Raw genomic sequence first — 17,255 nt, 5'->3', positions numbered from 1 at the left:
AAATTAGAAATCTTCTACTTTAAATGGTTTTGAATCCCACCGGGGTTCTTGAGAGTTATCGGGCCTTCTCCCCAAAACGGCACGGTGGGCTCTACGGAGCCCAGCGTGCCAAAGCTATGTCAGCCGTTCTTCTCGGGCTGCTTCTCTCCGTTCTGGATTACGCCATAGCAAACGTGGCGCTTCCTTCCATCGCCCATGATCTCAATGCCCCGTCGTCTCGGGCGATCTGGGTGGTGAACGCTTATCAGCTCGCCAATCTGTCCTGCCTGCTGCCTCTCGCGTCTTTTGGCTCCCGAGTAGGCTTTGCCCGCATGAGCCAGATTGGGATTTTTCTATTCCTCATTACGTCTGTTGGCTGTGCCCTGTCCCAGAACCTGCTGGAACTGACACTCGCGCGTGCCCTTCAAGGCGTTGGTGGTGCTTGCATCATGAGCGTGAATATCGCGCTCGTACGCTTCATTTATCCTCATGCAGAGCTTGGTAAGGGCATTGCTCTGAACGGTCTGTTTGTTGGGATTGGCGTCGCTCTTGGCCCGACGATTGGGTCGATCGTCCTTTCGGTCGCAACGTGGCCTTGGATCTTCTGGATCAATCTTCCACTCGCACTTGCCGCTCTCGTCATGGCCCATTTTGCGTTGCCACAGACACCGCGCAGCGAGACGCAGGCAGACATTCCGGGTTCCCTTCTGACCGTAGCGTCGTTCGCTTTGCTTGGCATCGGGTTGGACGGCTTGATGCATGGCGATTTTCTACCAGGATCGTTGCTCACGGGAGCGGGCATCATCTGCTGGTGGCTGCTTCTACGGTATCAAAAGGGACGGCGTGAGCCAATTGTTCCGGTGGATCTGCTGGCGCGGCGGCCTTTTCTGTTAGCGTGCCTGGTCGGGTTTCTCGGTTTTGTCGCGTCCAACCTCTACATCGTCGCCATGCCATTCACCTTGGCATCGGCTTTTCATCGTGGAGATTCCACGATTGGATTGCTGATTGCGCCGTGGGCAGTTGGCGTCGCGGTGATGTCTTTTGTCGTTGGAAAGATTGCTGACCGCTTTCCCGCTTCGGTTCTGTCCTCGCTCGGACTGCTCCTGACAGCATTCGGATTTATGTTGCTCTGGTTGTTGCCCTTGGACGCCAGCAACGCTGCGATCGCGTGGCGGACGCTTCTGGCGGGATGTGGGTTCGGGCTTTTCCAGCCACCCAACAATCGGGCCATCATGGTGTCTGCGCCGGCTGGGCGGGAAGGTGGGGCCAGCGGCATGCTGTCCGTCGCTCGACTGGGTGGCCAGACGACGGGTGCGCTGCTCGTTGCAGCTCTTTTCACGATCTTCCCACATCCAGCGTTCATCTGCCTTGGAGGCGCGATGATTGCCGCGCTAACGGGATCTGCCCTCAGCCTTGGGCGGAAATACCTCGCAGACTGAAGAGCGTCGTCGTTCGCTGGTCAGTGCTTTCCAGTTCCTGAGTGGTCTGGACGTTCTGTTGAATCAGAATGTCCAGATCCAGCTTTGGGGCATAATGGCGCCCGGGATCACAGAGCCAGACTTCGCAGTGGCGGGCACATTCCAGCAGCCAGGGCATGATGCGTGCAGCCATAGCCTCGTTGTAACAGACATCTCCGATCACCAGCAGATCACAGTCCGGCTTCGAACCGACAAGATCGCCCGGACAAAGTGCTACTGTCACGGCATTGAGCGTGGCGTTAAGGGCCGTTGCTTCGAGAGCCATGGGGTCAATATCATTGACCGCAGCAGTGGACGCACCCGCTTTTACGGCGGCAATGGCGGCTAATCCGCATCCACAGGCCACGTCCAGAACTCTTTTGCCTTCAACGCGCTGCGGATTATCCAGAATATATCGCGCAATAAGCTGGCTACCTGGCCATGCAAACGCCCAGAACGGGGGCTCAATACCGTGCGCTTCAAGGAAGGCTTCGCTGGCCTGCCAGATGGGGGTGATGTCTGTTGCCAGATGCAGGGGAATTTCGGGAACAAGTCTGGCGGTTTCGACCGCCGTATTCTCGCGGATAAATGCCGCGGGGTCCTGCAGTCTGACTGACATGATGTTCAAAGTCTTCCGCAGATAAAGGCCAGAGCCAGAAGGAAACCGATTGGAACGTTCTGCTTGAATTGTCGCAGGCAGTTTGGCGCATCGTATGGGTTCAGCGTGCGGGCCTGCTGGAGAAGGAGGCCACCTGCAATCAGGAAGAACAGCCAGAATCCCAGATGCAGATGGGCATGAATGGCGACGAGTCCCAGTGCCAGAAGCATCAGGCTGTAGCAGGTGGCAATAAAGGGCTGAGCGCGCTTTTCCATCAGGCGAGACGTGGAGCGAACACCGATCCGGGCGTCATCTTCCATGTCCTGGAAGCCATAAATGGTATCGAAGCCGAGTTGCCAAAGGATGACAGCGCCATACAGCAGCGCGCCATTTCCATCCAGGCCACCCCCTGCTGCGGCATAGCCCATGGGCGCACCAAAACCGAACGTGAAGCCCATAACGAGTTGTGGCCACCACGTCACACGCTTTGCCGCGGGGTAAAGCGCCACAAGCAGCAAAGCAAAGGGTGCCAGAAGCCAGCATGCGCGGGGCAGGCACACCAGAACGCCCAGACCACACAGAAGTAAAAAGGCCAGCAGCTTAAGGCCCTGCTTCAGGGAGAGCGCACCGCTGGCAAGCGGACGGCCCGCGGTTCGGGCAACCTTGGCATCAATATCGCGGTCCCAGATGTCATTCACCACGCATCCGGCAGAGCGCATAACGAGTGAGCCGAACGCAAAAAGGGCCGTGTAGACAAGGCGGAGTCCGAGTGGCGCATCCGGTGCAAGGAATAATCCCCAAACCCCAGGAAGAAACAGCAGCCATGTCCCAACCGGGCGATCCAGTCGGGCCAAAAGTGCGTAGGACCGCCATGGTTCAGGCAGGCGGCCGGTCCAGCCTGTCAGGCTGATATCGGTATGGGGGCGGGTTTCACTCATCAAAGCACGTGATGAGGGGCAGATGCGCTTCCGTCAATGGCTGTTGCGCGCTATCGGAAAAGGATGAGCCGATCTGATCCCCGTCTTTATCTTGAAGTGCCGGATGTTCCCTTTATGGAAGGGCTGGAACTTCCTCTTCCCGCCAGTCAGGCCCACTACCTTGGCAATGTCATGCGGCAGAGTACTGGAGATCCGGTACGTGTCTTCAATGCGCGAGATGGAGAGTGGAATGCCATTATCCAGACCTTGCGAAAAGACAAAGGGACAGTGTGGCTGGGAAGGCGAGAGCGTGCACCTCAGGTCACAGAGGGTGTGGAACTGCTGTTTGCGCCCCTCAAGCGAGATGCGACAGAACTCGTTATCCGGATGGGGACTGAACTCGGGGTGACGTGTTTTCGGCCCGTCGTAACCGAACGAACCAACACGCACCGTCTGAACCTCGACCGTCTTGCCTTGATTGCCAGTGAAGCTGCTGAGCAATGCGAGCGGCTGGATATTCCTGAAATCCAGCCGCTGGAGCCCTTGAAATCCGTTCTTGCGGAATGGCCTGAAAACAAGCCGCTGTTTGCGGCTCTTGAGCGACGTCCTGGGGCGGATGGTCCTTTGGTCGCATCTGCTCTTCTCATTGGGCCTGAAGGTGGCTTTTCCGATGCGGAGGTGGCGTTGCTTCAGAAGCACCCTGCTGTTCATGCACTGACACTGGGGCCGTTGGTGCTGCGCGCCGAGACGGCTGTCTGCGCCGGACTGGCGCGACTTGCACTGCGTCGTGGCGCCTGAGGGTGACAGGACAGTCTGAGGTGCTACAAGTTCAATCAATATCGAACAACGATCGCAAATCGAGGCAAAACCGCCATGTCCAATCCCGGCACGTCTAATAGCGCAACGATCGAGAATCGGGCGCAGCTCGTCGAGGTTCTGGAACGGGGCTCCAAGCCGCGGTCCGAATGGAAGATCGGAACCGAACACGAGAAGTTCGGCTTTGTACTGCCGGGGCAAGATGATGGGCGTACACCGTTGTCAGCGCCGCCTTATGAGCCCAAAGGTATTGGTGCGCTGCTGCGGAAACTGGAGGGGCCGGACTGGGCTCCGATCCACGACGGTGAGGCGCTGATCGGTCTGGCCGGCCAGAACAGCCAGAAAGGGCGGTCCATTTCTCTGGAGCCCGCTGGACAGTTCGAGCTTTCTGGTGCGCCGGTTGTCTCTTTGCAGGAAACGCAGAGCGAGATGCAGGAGCATTTCGATCTGATCCGCGGTCCTGCTGCTGAACTCGGATTGGGCTTTCTGCCATTTGGTTTCCAGCCGCTCTGGGCACGCGACGAGATGCCGTGGATGCCCAAGAGTCGGTACGCCATCATGCGCAGTTATATGCCCAAGGTTGGCAAGCTGGGCTTGGATATGATGACGCGGACCTGCACTGTGCAGGTCAATCTGGACTTCGGTGATGAAGCCGATATGGCCCGCAAGATGCGTGTGTCGCTGGCGCTTCAGCCTCTGGCTACGGCTCTGTTCGCGAATTCGCCTTTTGTGGAAGGCAAAGCAAATGGCTTCCTTTCCAATCGCGCTCGTATCTGGACCGATACCGATAATCAGCGTTCAGGCCAGCCATCGCTGTTCTTCGCAGAAGATTTCAGCTTCGAGAAATACGTGGACTGGGCGCTGGATGTGCCGATGTATTTCGTCGCTCGGGACGGGAAAAACATTGATGCCAGTGGCTGCTCTTTCCGGCGTTGGCTGGAAGGCAGTGCGCAACCCGCTCTAGAAGGTCTGACGCCGACCATCGGTGATTTTGAGGATCACCTCACAACTGTTTTCCCTGACGTGCGCCTCAAGCAGTTCCTTGAGATGCGTGGCGCGGACGCCGGTCGTCCGGAGATGATGGTTGCCCAGTCTGCGCTCTGGGTTGGCTTGTTCTACGATGCCGCAACATTGGAAGCCGCTGAAAAGCTGGTATTGGAACAGCCTTGGGAGGTTTATCAGCAACTCCGTGCGGATGTTCCTGCCAAGGGCATGCAGGCTGATTTTCCCGGTGGCCTGAAAGCACTGGCAAAGCGTGTCGTGGCTCTCGCGGAGCAGGGACTTCGCGCCCGTGTTCGCAACGAAGCACAATTCCTAGACCCACTGCACCTGATTGCAGATGGTGGCCCCAACCAGGCTGAGTACTGGCTTGCCCTGTATGAAGGCGCATGGGGCGGAAATGTGAAGCCGCTGTTCCGCGAAGCATCGATCTGACGTCAGACGTATTGGAGTAGGGTGTTAAGCCCTGCTGCGATCAGTTTCCGGTTTGTGCAGGAACACGTTATGGAATGCAGGTGCGAAGCTTTTTGCAACCCGTGACCTGATCGGCAGTTCCAGAGGCATGATGAACCGTCTTTTCTTCCGCGCGGCTGTAGCCAGCGCTTTCATATCCGTAGCAGCCCTTCCGCTGCCTGCCATGGCTCAGGCCGTTCCCGCACAACTCCGTCCTGTGGATCAGGGCTGGGTTGCGCGCGTTCAGGATACGTTGGCGCAGATCACAACCCTTCAGGCGCGTTTTCAACAAATTGCACCAGATGGGAAAGCTGTTGCCGGGACAGCGATGCTTGATCGTCCGGGGCGGATGCGCTTCGACTATGACAGTCCCAGCCCGCTTCTTCTTGTCGCCAATGATGGCAAGGTCGTTTTTCAGGATCGGAGCGTCGGACAGGTAACGGTTATGCCGCTGGACCGTACTCCCCTCGGCTTGCTGCTACGGCCTGATCTGAAGCTCTCGGGCGATGTCACGGTAACAGGATTTGACCGTAAGAACGGTCAGATCAACCTTCAGGTTGAAAAAACGGAGAGCCCGGGTGAGGGGAATCTGACCCTCATGTTCTCCGAAGCGCCACTTGCTCTTCTGGGGTGGGAAGTCGTGGATGCGCAGGGCCGAACAACGCGTATCGCCTTATCAGACATCAGGACGGGCGGAAGCGTATCTCAGTCTCTGTTCACGCTCCCGAAGTCTGAAGACTGACGTTTAGTCCTTTGTTTCGCGGGAAAGCTCCAGTGCGCGGGCATAAACCGTGCGCTTGGGCAGTTTGATAATTCCCGCCACGAGAGTGGCCGCATCTTTCACCGAATGACTGGTCAGCGCTTCGCGGAGATGCGTATCCAGATCGTCTGCCCCGCTATCGTCCTCTGCTGAGGGGCCGATCAGGAGTGTAATCTCACCCCGCGGTGCGGTGTCCTGGAAATGGGCGAGCACTTCCGCCAACGTTCCCCGCACCATCTCCTCGAAGCGTTTTGTCAGTTCTCTGCCAACCGCTGCCTCACGGTCAGGGCCGAAGACGGTAATCAGATCTTCCAGTGTCTCGACAAGGCGATGCGGCCCTTCATACCAGATCAGTGTGGAACGAACGCCAGCCTGTTCTGCGGCCCGAAGCGTCGCGAAGCCTGTCTTGCGGGCTTCGCTTCGTGGCGCTGGAAAGCCGAGAAACATGAAGGGAAGAGGGGGAAGGCCTGAAAGGGTCAGAGCCGTGATGACAGCGTTTGGGCCTGGGATGGCCGTAACATGAACGCCAGCGGCGATTGCTGCCCGGACGAGCCGATAGCCCGGGTCCGAGACAAGCGGAGTACCTGCGTCTGACACCACGGCGAAGCTGGCACCAGCCGCCATTTTTTCCACAAAGAACGGTGCGCGATCCTGTTCGTTATGATCATGAAGCGTTCGTGTGGGAGTGGAGATGTTGCGCGACATCAATAATTTTGCCGTAACGCGTGTATCTTCGCATAAAATAGCTTCAACACTGTTCAAGGCTTCAATCGCGCGCTCGCTGATATCGGCCAGGTTGCCGATCGGCGTCGCAACCAATATCAGTTGTCCCCCCACTCTCGGGCCATGCTCCGAAGGCGGGGCGGCCGTTAACGTTTCAGCCGTATCGCTCAAGGGAGTTTCAGCGGAACATGACTTTTCGGACATCTGCATCCTCGGTGACGAACTCAAGGGTCTATTCTGGACCGATGAGCCGTCTGCGCAAGGGTGTAAGCACTGGGCTGGCCGCAGGAACCTTTCTGACGCTGGCCGCCTGCTCCGGCGGAAACTCTTTCCTGTCGTCAGGCGTGGGCGGAATTCCCGGCTCCAGTCAGGCTCCCGGCGCGCATGACGTTGGTCTTATTCTGCCACTGACGGGCCGCTATGGTGCTATAGGTGCGCGGATGCGCGATGCGGCCAAATTGGCCCTGGCCTCACAAGGTTCGCCCGCGCTGGACGTGCATGACAGCAACGCTGCCGGTGGCGCAGCTCAGGCTGCCCATGACGCCTTAACGCGTGGCGATGCCATGCTCCTCGGGCCGCTAACGGCTACAGAAACTGCGGCTCTCGCGCCGCTGGCTGTTGAAGCAGGCAAGCCTGTGCTGGCGTTCACAAGCGATTCCACGCAGGCTCGTCCTGGCGTCTGGGTGATGGGGCTGACGCCAGAGCAGCAGGTTCGTCGGATGGTGGACGCTGCGCGTGCAACAGGTCGTAAAAATTTTGCCGCCTTCCTGCCGGATAATGCTTTGGGGCACGCTATGGCAGAAGGATTGCAGCGGGCCTGTCGGGATGATGGGCTGAAAGATCCTCAGATTGTTTTCCATTCCACAGACGCACAAACCATCGATGATGGCCTGAAATCCCTTTCAGATATCGCCAATCGTCAGCCGCCCGCACCAGAGGCACCCGCCCCGACAGGTCCGTCGGCTGTCGATCCTACGGCCGACTCGCCTTCCGAATCGACAACGCCGACACCACAGCCAGCTGCTCCTGCTGTTGCGGCGGTGGTACCGCCACCTCCGTTTGACGCTCTTCTGCTGGCGGACACCGGTGTAGAGCTGGGACGCATTATCACTGCGCTCCGTGCTGATCAGGTGACGTCGGATCAGGTGCAGATCATGGGACCGGCACTCTGGAAGGCGTTCGATGGCAAGCTCAGTGCCTTGCATGGTGCCTGGTATGCTGCGCCGGATGCCAAGGACCGCAATGGCTATGTTGCCCAGTACAAGGCAGTTTATCATCAGGCACCATCACCCGTGACGGACTTTGCCTATGATGCCGCCGCTCTTGCCGGAAATCTGATGAAGCAGGGTGGCCCGACTATTCAGGCATTGACCCGTCCGGACGGCTATATGGGTGTGGATGGCCTGTTCCGCCTGCGCGCTGACGGTCATGTCACTCGCGCGCTGGCTATTTTCCAGATTCAGCGTGGCGGAGGTGCCCGCATCGTTGTTCCAGCATCACGGGACATTGCGGTCCGTCCAAGCTGAGAAAATACTGCTGGTTCAGAAACAGAAACACGCGTCCATCGCGATTGGCGCGTGTTTTTTTATGGCTTCTTCTTGAAAGCCAACTGGCGTTTCAGGGCCGATCCTGACGGCGCAAATCAGGCTGCGTAAGTCTCGGCCAGCGGCAGAACCGGCCGAATGGTGTGAAGAGCCAGTTCGAAGCTGGCATAGCTGCCCAGTTCATGATTGCGTAGATGATCGATCAGGACCCAGCGCATCCCTTGCGGGCGGAGCATGTAGGCTGGATCCGGGTTCTCGCGGACCCAAACCAGAACATGCTCAATGGGCGTTGTTCCATCGAAATTCGTGATCCCGGAATCCGTCGGTGTGATTTCTGCATCGAAGAGTCCCATCCGCATTCCGGCCTCCAGCCACCGCGACAGATATTCGCGGTGACGAGGGAGAACACCCTGCCTCAACGTCACGACATTACCGCCCATCGAAACGGGTGAAAGATCGTATAGGGGAGTTGCCTGCGCCATCAGGAAAGTCCTCATCAGAGCGGGGCGGGGGAGCCCGTGGATTGCGATAAGGTCAGGCTAAAATCCAAACGGCCCCTTTCACAATCTAAAATGACGCCAAAACCCCTTTCCGCGACATAAACTTTCTCCACTGTGACAAATCTGCCATGCAAAAATTGCATGGCTCAACATGTTGTTGTCATATTCCGATACAGCGCCTTGTCCCATCTCCGGTGAAGCCAGAGCCATGAGCCGGGCTCCTGCTCTATCCACTCCTGAAGACGGTCGTTGAGTTGCTGTGTCAGCTTCAGGACATCTGCCTGACGATTCTCGGTAGGCTGTGGATCAATGGGTGGATCAACCACAAGCACTAGTCTGGCAGGCCCTTCGCGGCGCACGTGTCCGGTTACAATCAAGGCTTTATGCCGCAGGGCAAACACGGCAGTTGCAGAGGCTGTCATGGCAGGGCGGCCAAAAAGACGGGCCTCAATGCCATCATTCATTTTCTGATCGCCAAGCACGCCTAAATGCCCGCCGTGAGACAGGTGCTTCAGCGCAGAACGTGCTCCACGTGCCCCTTTGGGGAACATCGGAACATCCATGCGCATAGCTCGGCGCCGGAGGGCGTGGATGATGGAATCTACAATCGGATTGCTGGCGGCGCGATAGAAAGAGGCAAAGGGCATCCCGAATCGTGCGACGACCGGGGGCATGAGTTCCCAGTTGCCAATATGGCCGGAAAAGAAAATGATCGGGCGCCCTGTTGCGCGGGCGGCTTCCAGATATTCTGATCCTTCAACACGCCATCCGGGACCCGTCGGCGTGTTCTGTTTCAATCGCCCCACATGCGGAAACTCCGCCACGGTGCCCCCCAGGTTTTCCCAGCAGGCTTTGATGACGCTGCGTCGCTCTTTGCGTGTCAATTGTGGCATCGCCAGCTGCAGGTTTCGGTCAGCTACCCTGGAAACAGGAATAAGCGGACCGACACTGCGCGCTACGGACCCGCCTAGTGTTGACGCAGCGGCAGGGGGGAGAATGCGCAGCCAGCCCAGCAGGACGCGCACCAGCAGGGCTTCCGCCCGATGTGGAATTGAAGTCATGAGTGAGGGAACAGAAGATCCAGAATATGGTCCGGCGCTTTTGGGTCCGACCAAAGAAGCTCAACGTTGATGACGGTGACCTGCGCCCGGAAAGCGGGAGGAAGTTTGACCGCATCCTTGGCTGTGGTCACGAGCGTGGTTCCGGATTCCCGACGCAGCGTTTCAAGGCGCTGGATGTCATTGGCCGAGTAGGCATGATGATCCGGAAAGGGAAGGCAGCGAACAGGGGAAACACCTGCGTCCTGCAGCATGGTGAAAAATTTATCGGGGCGGCCGATCCCCGCGAAAGCGACAACTCTCCGGCCTTGCAGACCGCGGATTTCAGGGCCGGGAACCAGTCTGGCCTGAGCTTTGAAGAGAAATGGGGGAAGGGTGAGCAGCAGCCCGTGACGGTCTTCCCCAATGATGACCACGCACTGCGCGCGCTTCAGAGCATCCAGCACCGGTTCACGCAGAGGACCGGCGGGCATAACCTGCCCATTGCCAAACCCCACGGCACCATCCACGACCAGTACCGACAGGTCCTTGTGAAGGCCCGGATTCTGGAAACCATCATCCATCACAAGACAATCAGCGCCTTGGCCAATCGCTAGTCTCGCGGTCTGGGCACGGTCTGCTCCGACCCATGTTGGCGCGGCTTTTGCCAGAAGAAGAGGCTCATCGCCAACATCACGGGCGCTCGAACGTCCCGGATTGACCTCCAGCGGCCCTTTCTCTCTGCCACCATGACCGCGGCTGAGAATATGCGGAGAATGTCCACGATCTTTCAGTCTTTGGACCAGATCCAGTGTCAGGGGTGTTTTTCCCGTGCCCCCAGCAGTCACGTTGCCGCAGCATAGTACCGGGACTACGGCTCGGTAGCCTTCGCGGGTCATGCGGCGACGGGTCAAACGGGTCGCGATTCCTGCCAAAGGGCGCAGCATGAATGCCGCAGGGCCTACCCTCGGGACGGACCAGAATCGCGGAGCCCGTAGTCTCATCGTTCAAGTGTCTCCAGAATGCGGGGGCTTAGTCTGGACACCACGGAGCGCTGAAGCACTGCGGGTGAAGGCGTGGCGTGAGGTTCCGTGATCCACTGGCCCAGACTATCGATATCCTTAACGATGTGAAGATAATCGTGCAGCAGGCTAACCGCTTCCCGCCAGTTTTCCATAAGAGGGCCGGTTGCCGTTGTAATGCCCAGGCGAAGTGGCTCGAAAGGATTATGGCCACCGCCTTTCCCCGCGAGAGAGTTGCCCAGGAAGCAGCAATTCGCGAGTCTGTAGAACAGGCCCAGTTCCCCCAATGTGTCGGCAATCCAGCCATGATCTTTGGTGCCCGGTTCCTGACCAGATGATCGCCGGGGCAGATTGAAGCGGGCAGCCAGTTCTTCCCCGCGCTTGGGGTGTCGCGGAATGAGAATGGTCAGGAGGTCGGGGTGTTTCTCTCGGGCAAGCGCCGCTGCCTCAAGCACCAGTTCTTCCTCGCTTGGATGAGTGGATGCCGCGACGAAAACCGGTCGATCTCCGATGACGCGATGTAGCCGTTCTAGCTCATACAAATCACATGACAGAGGGGGAGCGTCCTGCTTGAGATCCCCATATTCATACACTGATCTTGCGCCCAAAGATCGGAAGTGTGCAGCATCTTCCGGGCCGCGTGCTGCGACCCAGGAGAGGCGGGAAAACATTCTTCGGGTGAGGCGGGTGGCCTTTTCCCATCGGCGGGCAGAGCGATCCGAGAGACGGCCGTTCACCACCATCACAGGAACAGTCTGGCGGTAGCAGGCTGCAATGATGCCGGGCCAGAGCTCACTTTCTACGAAGACGGCACCATCTGGTTTCCAACGCTTGAGAAACCGGCCAAACCAGCGCGGCACATCGTGGGGAATGAAACGATGCAGGACGCGATGTCCAAATTCGGGGTGACGACTGATAATTTCCGCGCCGGTCACCGTTGCGGTTGTGAACAGGACAGTCAGATCCGGGCGCTTTTCCAGAAGATCATCAAGCAAAGGTCGGGCACAGAGTGTTTCGCCTACGCTTGCTGCATGAATCCAGAGCAACGCACCTTTCGGACGACGGCCGCCTCCCAGACCCATTCTTTCACGAAGGCGGTCTGGCAGTTCCCGTCCTCGCTTCAGACGTACCCGCAGCATGATCGTCAGAGCAGGAGCCAGAAGGCTGCCAACGCCCCCCCACAACCGATCCAGGACGGAAAGATTTTGATTGCGGACGTTAACTTCCGCCTGCTCCGCAACGGCATTGAGTGCAACACGGAGCGTCTCGGTATCCGGTTCAAGAAGCGGTTCACCGACCACGACAGACCCGCGCCCAAAGGGGAGTGGAAATGTAAGGCCGTCCCACGAGGGCAGGCGAATGCTGTTACAGGCCATACCCAGCGGAATAATGGGGCGTCTGGAAATCCGCGATAGCACGAGAATACCCGGCTGAACCTCCTCTGCCGGGCCGCGCGGTCCATCTGGAGTAATGGCGACAAAAGCACCCTGCTTCAGCTCCCGGAGAGCGACTCTCAGTGCCGCCGCGCCGCCTTTGTCCTTCCCTTTGCGGGACGTGGAGCCATGAATGCCAATGATTCCCCACGGACGAATAGCGTCCGCGATGAGGCGCCCATCCGCGTTGCGGGAAATCAGAACCCGCAGCTTCACCCGTGGTTCGATCGCCCGGGCCCAGAACCAGAGCGCTGGAGCCAGTGTCAGGGAACGGTGCCAGAGGGCAAGAACTGTTCCCTGATCAGCCTGCGTCAGAAGCGCCCTTGCCTGTTTGGTGCCTCCGACAGTCCAGTGGGTGGAGCGCAGACAGGCACCTAACCAGACATGGATCATGCGAGCGGGCGATATCATGAGCAGTCGGGTAGCATGGTCAGATGGCGCTCGCAAAACTTTGTGACAGACTGTCAGGCTGCTTCGTGATGAACCTGAAGGCCGGTGAAGGTTACCCGGGCCATATCGGCGTGACTTGGCGCATGCCAACCCTGTTCGCCGACCACGGCTTCAAACCATACACCCTGTGCTATCGCGGCAGAGGGCAATGAGAAGTGATTTTCTGTTCCGTTGACGATGATGCGCATCAGACCATCCGGAGACGTGTGAATTTCATAGCGAATGGTCTGATGCGGATAAACCGTGCCGACCACAACGCTCTGCTTGGATGTGCCATTATCCACGAGTGCAAAGACCCGGTCGCCCTGAACACTTAGCTCCGCCACTGGATGCTGTGTGCTTGCCAGGCGGCCGATGACCACTTTTCCATTTCGCGGAAGCTGATCAATGTGCACGGTCGCCGTCATGTCAGAATTCGTTTGCTGAAAATACCACGCGGTATTTTCTCGCAAAAGCGTCTCCGGAGCGACCTTTCCACGGATGACTGGCTGGAGGCCGTCAGTCGTGAGCGTCAGGGCACCTGTCTGCTGATCGCGGGAATAAAAAGCTGTGTTGTAGCCAGAGCCGAGTGTCGTGGACGGAACAAGATGCAGGCCCAGACGCTTGGCAGGCTCCTGAAGTGTAAAAGCCGAAATGTCCGGCGCTTGCGGCATATCCATGGCATGTACCGGCATAGCGATCAGAGCACTCAGGCAAAAAGCTGGGCCAGCAAGTCGGGAGATCATAATGTGTCCTTCCGGGGTTCTGGTTGTGACGTCAGATGACTGTTTCAACGCAGAACACCCGAAAAGGACGCATGATTAGCGGCTCATGAGAACCGTGAGTTTCATGTTCTCAAGAATATGACGGGTCACGCCCCCCAGAATCATCTGGCGAAGACGCGAGTGGGAGTAGGCCCCCATGCTCAACATATCTGCGCCAAAATCTTCAGCGCCCTTCAGCAGGCCCGCGCCGACATCCTTATTGATGGGGTCGCAGGCCCGCGTCGTAGCAGAAATGCCATGCAGGCGCAGGTAACGAACCACATCGTCGCCCGTAGGGCCGCGACGCTGATATTCCTGGCATGTCAGAACCTGAACGCCTTCTGCAGTATGCGCCCATGGCAGGATGCAGCGGAGTGCAAGCGAAGACTCGGGTGTTCCGTTCCAGGCAATGGCAATGCGGCTGCCTACTGTTTTCGGAGCGATTGGCGGAGCAATGACCAGAGGACGCCCGCTGTCGAAAAGAATGGCATGCAGTGTTTCTGATGCGCGCGGGTCAGTGGCTGAAATGAGATTGGGCACGAGCGTCATGTCTGCCAGACGTGAGCGCCATGTCAGGGCATCATGTTCCGTGCCATCCAGCACTTCGAGGCTGGCACTGACGCCGCCGCCAATGGACATGCCGATCTTGGAGGCTTCGACACGGCGAAGTCCGTTATTATGCACGAAGCTGTCGAAGCTGTGTCGGATCCTGATGGCGCGGCGGTGGGCTTCCGTGGCCGCCGCATCAATCATTTCCGTCACCATTCCGGCAGAAATGCCTTCGCCAGCGAGTGTGGCAACTTCGGTCGGATCTGATCCGACAACGACGGCAGACAGGTGTGCATCAAAACGACGGGCAAAATCCAGGGCCACCGACATAACTGAATCCAGATCGTCGGCCCCGGTGAGGGGGAGAAGGATGTTCTTGATTTCGATAAGCATAACGTAAGGCTCCCCACCTTGGGAAAAGGGTGTTCTCTATCTTTACGGATAAAGACGCGTGACGTTCCATTCAGATCCATCACGAGTCCATAATGCTCGGTCATGGAGGCGGAAAGGCCGGTCCTGCCAGAACTCTATGGCTTCGGGAGCAACGCGGAAGCCAGTCCAGTTGTTCGGGCGCGGGATTGGGCCATTGCCATATTTTTCTTCAGCCGCCTTCAGGCGTTCTTCAAAAGTGCTTCTGTCGTCCAGTGGGCGAGACTGGTCAGACGCAATGGCTCCCAAACGGGACATCGGCGAACGGCTGGCGAAATAAGCATCCGCTTCTTCGTCACTGACCTGCGTCACCGGACCTTCGATCCGAATTTGGCGACGCAGGGATTTCCAGTGAAACAGCAGGGCGACATGCGGATTAGCCAGCAGATCGCCTCCCTTGCGGCTGTCTGTGTTCGTATAGAAAACAAACCCGCGTTCATCTGCCCCTTTGAGAAGAAGCATGCGGACGGAAGGGCGACCGTCTGGCGTTGATGTCGCAACGGCCATGGCGTTGGGATCATTGGGCTCAGACGCTTCAGCATCTGACATCCATGCTGCGAACAGTACGAACGGATCAGCAGTCAGATCGATGAGAGGCAGAGAGGACATGGAAGTCTCCTGAAGCAGCGTGGCCGGCCCGAAAGGGCGATGTAAGAACCATAGCGGTTCCGTCCGGGACCCGGAACAGACGCTGTCAGGTTCCGGTTCTGAATTATGACGTTGGGTGCACTATATAGAGAAAGGAAGAGCAAATGCCTTGACCTGCCTCATGGGCCTGAAATCCACACTACGGCTGGAAACTGCCGTCGAAGGGGCATTGAGTGTCGTGTTACTCTTGTTTGCTGGCATCTCTTGTGCGACCACGGCGCTAACACGCCAACGCGATTCAGGAAACCACAATGTCTGAAACAGAAGACAATATCCCGGCACCAGTGACCGGCACCCTCATGAAGGGTAAGCGCGGTGTCATTATGGGTGTTGCCAACAAGCACTCCATCGCGTGGGCAATCGCCAGCGCCTGTGCTGCACAGGGTGCGGAACTGGCCTTCACCTATCAGGGTGAGGCTCTTGGCAAGCGCGTTCGTCCGCTGGCAGAAAGCGTTGGCTCTGATCTGGTCCTGCCCTGTGATGTCAGCGATGATGCCGCAATCGACGCCACGTTCGACGAGATCGAAAAGAAGTGGGGCAAGATTGATTTCGTGCTTCACGCCATCGCTTTTGCAGATAAGCAGTACCTGCGTGGCCGTTACATCGACACGCCGCGTGATGCCTTCCTGCAGGCCATGGACATCTCCTGCTACTCCTTCGTGTCCGTCGCACGTCGTGCGTCTGCCATGATGAACGCTGGCGGGTCATTCCTGAGCATGACCTATCTCGGTGCCGAGCGCGTCATGCCGCATTACAACGTCATGGGCGTTGCCAAGGCTGCTCTTGAAGCATCGGTGCGTTACATGGCTGCTGATCTGGGTCGTGACGATATCCGCGTGAACGGTATCTCCGCAGGCCCGATCATGACGCTGGCCGCCAACGGCATCAGCGACTTCCGCTACATCCTGCGCTGGAACCAGCTTAACGCCCCGATGGAGCGTAACGTGACCCTGAAGGACGTTGGCGGTTCGGGCATGTACCTGCTCTCCGACCTCTCCAGTGGCGTGACGGGCGAAGTCCATCATGTGGATTGCGGCTACCACACGGTTGGCATGAAGAACCCGGCAGCTCCGGACATTGCAGCTGTCAGCTCCGGGGACTGACATGTCAGACAATAGCTTCGGGCAACTCTTTCGCGTCACCACCTGGGGTGAAAGTCACGGGCCGGCCATTGGCTGTGTCGTAGACGGCTGTCCACCCCGCCTGAAGCTGTCCGAAGCGGACATCCAGCCTTGGCTTGATCGCCGTCGGCCGGGGCAGTCCCGCTTCACGACCCAGCGTCGGGAACCGGATCAGGTCCGGATCCTGTCGGGGGTGTTTGAAGGCCAGACGACCGGCACGCCTATTTCGCTGATGATCGAAAACACCGATCAGCGGTCGAAAGATTATGGTGAGATTGCCCAGAGCTATCGTCCGGGTCATGCGGACATTGCTTATGATTTGAAATATGGCATCCGTGATTATCGGGGTGGTGGTCGCTCGTCCGCTCGTGAAACGGCCATGCGTGTCGCAGCGGGTGCTGTCGCTCGTGTGCTGCTGAAAACGTTGGTTGGGGAAGGCTTGAAGATTCGCGCAGCTCTGACAGGGATCGGCGGTCAGACTATTGATCCCTCCCGCTGGGACTGGGACGAAGTGGAGCGCAACCCGCTCTGGTGCCCGGATGCTGCGAGCGTTGGTCCTTGGGAAGAGCTACTCGACTCTGTCCGTAAGGATGGATCGTCCATCGGGGCCACTGTTGAAGTTGTCGCGGAAGGCTTGCCGCCGGGCCTCGGTGCGCCAGTCTATGGCAAGCTGGACGCAGACCTTGCTGGCGCTCTAATGGGCATCAATGGTGTGAAGGGCGTTGAGATCGGCGACGGTTTCGCTGTAGCGGCTCTTCGTGGTGAGCAGAACGCTGATCCGATCGCACCGGGGCCACAGTTCGCGTCGAACCATGCGGGTGGCATCCTGGGAGGCATCTCCACGGGGCAACCGATCGTGGCTCGCTTTGCCATCAAGCCAACCAGTTCGATCCTGACACCCGTGCCCAGCATCAACAGTGCAGGGGATTCGGTAGAGGTTCGCACCAAGGGACGACACGATCCGTGTATCGGTATCCGTGCCGTGCCCGTGGCGGAAGCTATGATGGCCTGCGTTCTGGCAGACCATCTGCTGCGCAATCACGCGCAGTGCGGTTGGGACAACTGATCCCAGCCTTC

General features: G+C 58.3%; 17 protein-coding genes. 7 read left to right on the top strand and 10 right to left on the bottom strand.

Going from position 1 to position 17,255, the window contains the following annotated elements:
* The first annotated feature begins 23 nt into the window (after positions 1-23).
* Positions 24-1,418 (top strand): MFS transporter, encoded by a 1,395-nt coding sequence (locus ABF979_RS00330; protein WP_415557287.1) that lies wholly within the window; start codon positions 24-26, stop codon positions 1,416-1,418.
* On the opposite strand, the gene ABF979_RS00325 is transcribed toward ABF979_RS00330, so the two are convergent.
* Both ABF979_RS00325 and ubiA read right to left on the bottom strand, forming a co-directional pair.
* Positions 1,387-2,055: a class I SAM-dependent methyltransferase gene (locus ABF979_RS00325; RefSeq protein WP_415557286.1), complete on the bottom strand. Its 669-nt coding sequence runs from the start codon at positions 2,053-2,055 to the stop codon at positions 1,387-1,389. The two genes, ABF979_RS00330 and ABF979_RS00325, sit on opposite strands and share 32 nt — an antisense overlap.
* Before the next feature lie 5 nt (positions 2,056-2,060).
* Positions 2,061-2,972, bottom strand: coding sequence for a 4-hydroxybenzoate octaprenyltransferase (gene ubiA, locus ABF979_RS00320; RefSeq protein WP_415557285.1), 912 nt, complete (start codon positions 2,970-2,972; stop codon positions 2,061-2,063).
* Positions 2,973-3,008: 36 nt separating this feature from the next.
* Here ubiA and ABF979_RS00315 point away from each other — a divergent pair, with 36 nt between their 5' ends.
* The 3 genes from ABF979_RS00315 to ABF979_RS00305 all read left to right on the top strand — a co-directional run bounded on the left by ABF979_RS00315 (position 3,009) and on the right by ABF979_RS00305 (position 5,961).
* Entirely contained in the window at positions 3,009-3,749 is a 741-nt protein-coding gene (locus tag ABF979_RS00315; protein WP_415557284.1) for a 16S rRNA (uracil(1498)-N(3))-methyltransferase, read from the top strand.
* A 75-nt stretch (positions 3,750-3,824) separates the two neighbouring features.
* A complete protein-coding gene (locus ABF979_RS00310) occupies positions 3,825-5,201 on the top strand; it encodes a glutamate--cysteine ligase (RefSeq protein WP_415557283.1) in 1,377 nt (458 codons plus the stop codon).
* Between the two features lie 127 nt (positions 5,202-5,328).
* On the top strand, positions 5,329-5,961 hold the full coding sequence (locus ABF979_RS00305) for a LolA family protein (protein WP_415557282.1): 633 nt from the start codon (positions 5,329-5,331) through the stop codon (positions 5,959-5,961).
* Positions 5,962-5,964: 3 nt separating this feature from the next.
* Here ABF979_RS00305 and rsmI read toward each other — a convergent pair whose 3' ends face one another.
* Complete coding sequence (gene rsmI, locus ABF979_RS00300) at positions 5,965-6,798, bottom strand: 16S rRNA (cytidine(1402)-2'-O)-methyltransferase (protein WP_415557532.1); 834 nt, start codon at positions 6,796-6,798, stop codon at positions 5,965-5,967.
* Positions 6,799-6,947: 149 nt separating this feature from the next.
* On the opposite strand from rsmI, the gene ABF979_RS00295 reads away from it, so the two are divergent.
* On the top strand, positions 6,948-8,228 hold the full coding sequence (locus tag ABF979_RS00295) for a penicillin-binding protein activator (RefSeq protein WP_415557281.1): 1,281 nt from the start codon (positions 6,948-6,950) through the stop codon (positions 8,226-8,228).
* Positions 8,229-8,344: 116 nt separating this feature from the next.
* Here ABF979_RS00295 and ABF979_RS00290 read toward each other — a convergent pair whose 3' ends face one another.
* The 7 genes from ABF979_RS00290 to pdxH form a co-directional block, all read right to left on the bottom strand.
* Positions 8,345-8,728, bottom strand: a complete 384-nt coding sequence (locus tag ABF979_RS00290) for a hypothetical protein (protein WP_202206641.1) — start codon at positions 8,726-8,728, stop codon at positions 8,345-8,347.
* Positions 8,729-8,892: 164 nt separating this feature from the next.
* Positions 8,893-9,807: a lysophospholipid acyltransferase family protein gene (locus ABF979_RS00285; RefSeq protein WP_415557280.1), complete on the bottom strand. Its 915-nt coding sequence runs from the start codon at positions 9,805-9,807 to the stop codon at positions 8,893-8,895.
* Complete coding sequence (lpxK, locus tag ABF979_RS00280) at positions 9,804-10,787, bottom strand: tetraacyldisaccharide 4'-kinase (protein ID WP_415557279.1); 984 nt, start codon at positions 10,785-10,787, stop codon at positions 9,804-9,806. Before lpxK ends, ABF979_RS00285 begins: the two co-directional genes overlap by 4 nt.
* Positions 10,784-12,649, bottom strand: a complete 1,866-nt coding sequence (locus tag ABF979_RS00275; RefSeq protein WP_415557278.1) for a glycosyltransferase N-terminal domain-containing protein — start codon at positions 12,647-12,649, stop codon at positions 10,784-10,786. Before ABF979_RS00275 ends, lpxK begins: the two co-directional genes overlap by 4 nt.
* A gap of 53 nt (positions 12,650-12,702) precedes the next feature.
* Entirely contained in the window at positions 12,703-13,413 is a 711-nt protein-coding gene (locus tag ABF979_RS00270; RefSeq protein ID WP_415557277.1) for a polysaccharide lyase family 7 protein, read from the bottom strand.
* 75 nt (positions 13,414-13,488) lie between these two features.
* Positions 13,489-14,373: a universal stress protein gene (locus ABF979_RS00265; RefSeq protein ID WP_046899585.1), complete on the bottom strand. Its 885-nt coding sequence runs from the start codon at positions 14,371-14,373 to the stop codon at positions 13,489-13,491.
* Between the two features lie 42 nt (positions 14,374-14,415).
* The gene (gene pdxH, locus ABF979_RS00260) at positions 14,416-15,018 is read right to left on the bottom strand and encodes a pyridoxamine 5'-phosphate oxidase (protein WP_415557276.1); all 603 of its coding nucleotides are present in this window, start codon (positions 15,016-15,018) and stop codon (positions 14,416-14,418) included.
* A 290-nt stretch (positions 15,019-15,308) separates the two neighbouring features.
* Here pdxH and fabI point away from each other — a divergent pair, with 290 nt between their 5' ends.
* Together fabI and aroC are read left to right on the top strand one after the other, a co-directional pair.
* The gene (fabI, locus tag ABF979_RS00255) at positions 15,309-16,160 is read left to right on the top strand and encodes an enoyl-ACP reductase FabI (RefSeq protein ID WP_415557275.1); all 852 of its coding nucleotides are present in this window, start codon (positions 15,309-15,311) and stop codon (positions 16,158-16,160) included.
* 1 nt (position 16,161) lies between these two features.
* Positions 16,162-17,244, top strand: coding sequence for a chorismate synthase (aroC, locus tag ABF979_RS00250; RefSeq protein ID WP_415557274.1), 1,083 nt, complete (start codon positions 16,162-16,164; stop codon positions 17,242-17,244).
* The last annotated feature ends 11 nt before the right edge of the window (positions 17,245-17,255 follow it).

Source organism: Gluconobacter sp. (genome assembly GCF_047723935.1).
GTDB lineage: Bacteria > Pseudomonadota > Alphaproteobacteria > Acetobacterales > Acetobacteraceae > Gluconobacter.
This window is presented reverse-complemented; position numbering and strand designations above follow the sequence as displayed.

Coding starts and splice junctions, on each gene's coding strand:
- ABF979_RS00330 (WP_415557287.1), top strand. CDS start 24: ATGGTTTTGAATCCCACCGGGGTTCTTGAGAGTTATCGGGCCTTCTCC.
- ABF979_RS00325 (WP_415557286.1), bottom strand. CDS start 2,055: ATGTCAGTCAGACTGCAGGACCCCGCGGCATTTATCCGCGAGAATACG.
- ubiA (WP_415557285.1), bottom strand. CDS start 2,972: ATGAGTGAAACCCGCCCCCATACCGATATCAGCCTGACAGGCTGGACC.
- ABF979_RS00315 (WP_415557284.1), top strand. CDS start 3,009: ATGGCTGTTGCGCGCTATCGGAAAAGGATGAGCCGATCTGATCCCCGT.
- ABF979_RS00310 (WP_415557283.1), top strand. CDS start 3,825: ATGTCCAATCCCGGCACGTCTAATAGCGCAACGATCGAGAATCGGGCG.
- ABF979_RS00305 (WP_415557282.1), top strand. CDS start 5,329: ATGATGAACCGTCTTTTCTTCCGCGCGGCTGTAGCCAGCGCTTTCATA.
- ABF979_RS00295 (WP_415557281.1), top strand. CDS start 6,948: ATGAGCCGTCTGCGCAAGGGTGTAAGCACTGGGCTGGCCGCAGGAACC.
- ABF979_RS00290 (WP_202206641.1), bottom strand. CDS start 8,728: ATGGCGCAGGCAACTCCCCTATACGATCTTTCACCCGTTTCGATGGGC.
- ABF979_RS00285 (WP_415557280.1), bottom strand. CDS start 9,807: ATGACTTCAATTCCACATCGGGCGGAAGCCCTGCTGGTGCGCGTCCTG.
- lpxK (WP_415557279.1), bottom strand. CDS start 10,787: ATGAGACTACGGGCTCCGCGATTCTGGTCCGTCCCGAGGGTAGGCCCT.
- ABF979_RS00275 (WP_415557278.1), bottom strand. CDS start 12,649: ATGATATCGCCCGCTCGCATGATCCATGTCTGGTTAGGTGCCTGTCTG.
- ABF979_RS00270 (WP_415557277.1), bottom strand. CDS start 13,413: ATGATCTCCCGACTTGCTGGCCCAGCTTTTTGCCTGAGTGCTCTGATC.
- ABF979_RS00265 (WP_046899585.1), bottom strand. CDS start 14,373: ATGCTTATCGAAATCAAGAACATCCTTCTCCCCCTCACCGGGGCCGAC.
- pdxH (WP_415557276.1), bottom strand. CDS start 15,018: ATGTCCTCTCTGCCTCTCATCGATCTGACTGCTGATCCGTTCGTACTG.
- fabI (WP_415557275.1), top strand. CDS start 15,309: ATGTCTGAAACAGAAGACAATATCCCGGCACCAGTGACCGGCACCCTC.
- aroC (WP_415557274.1), top strand. CDS start 16,162: ATGTCAGACAATAGCTTCGGGCAACTCTTTCGCGTCACCACCTGGGGT.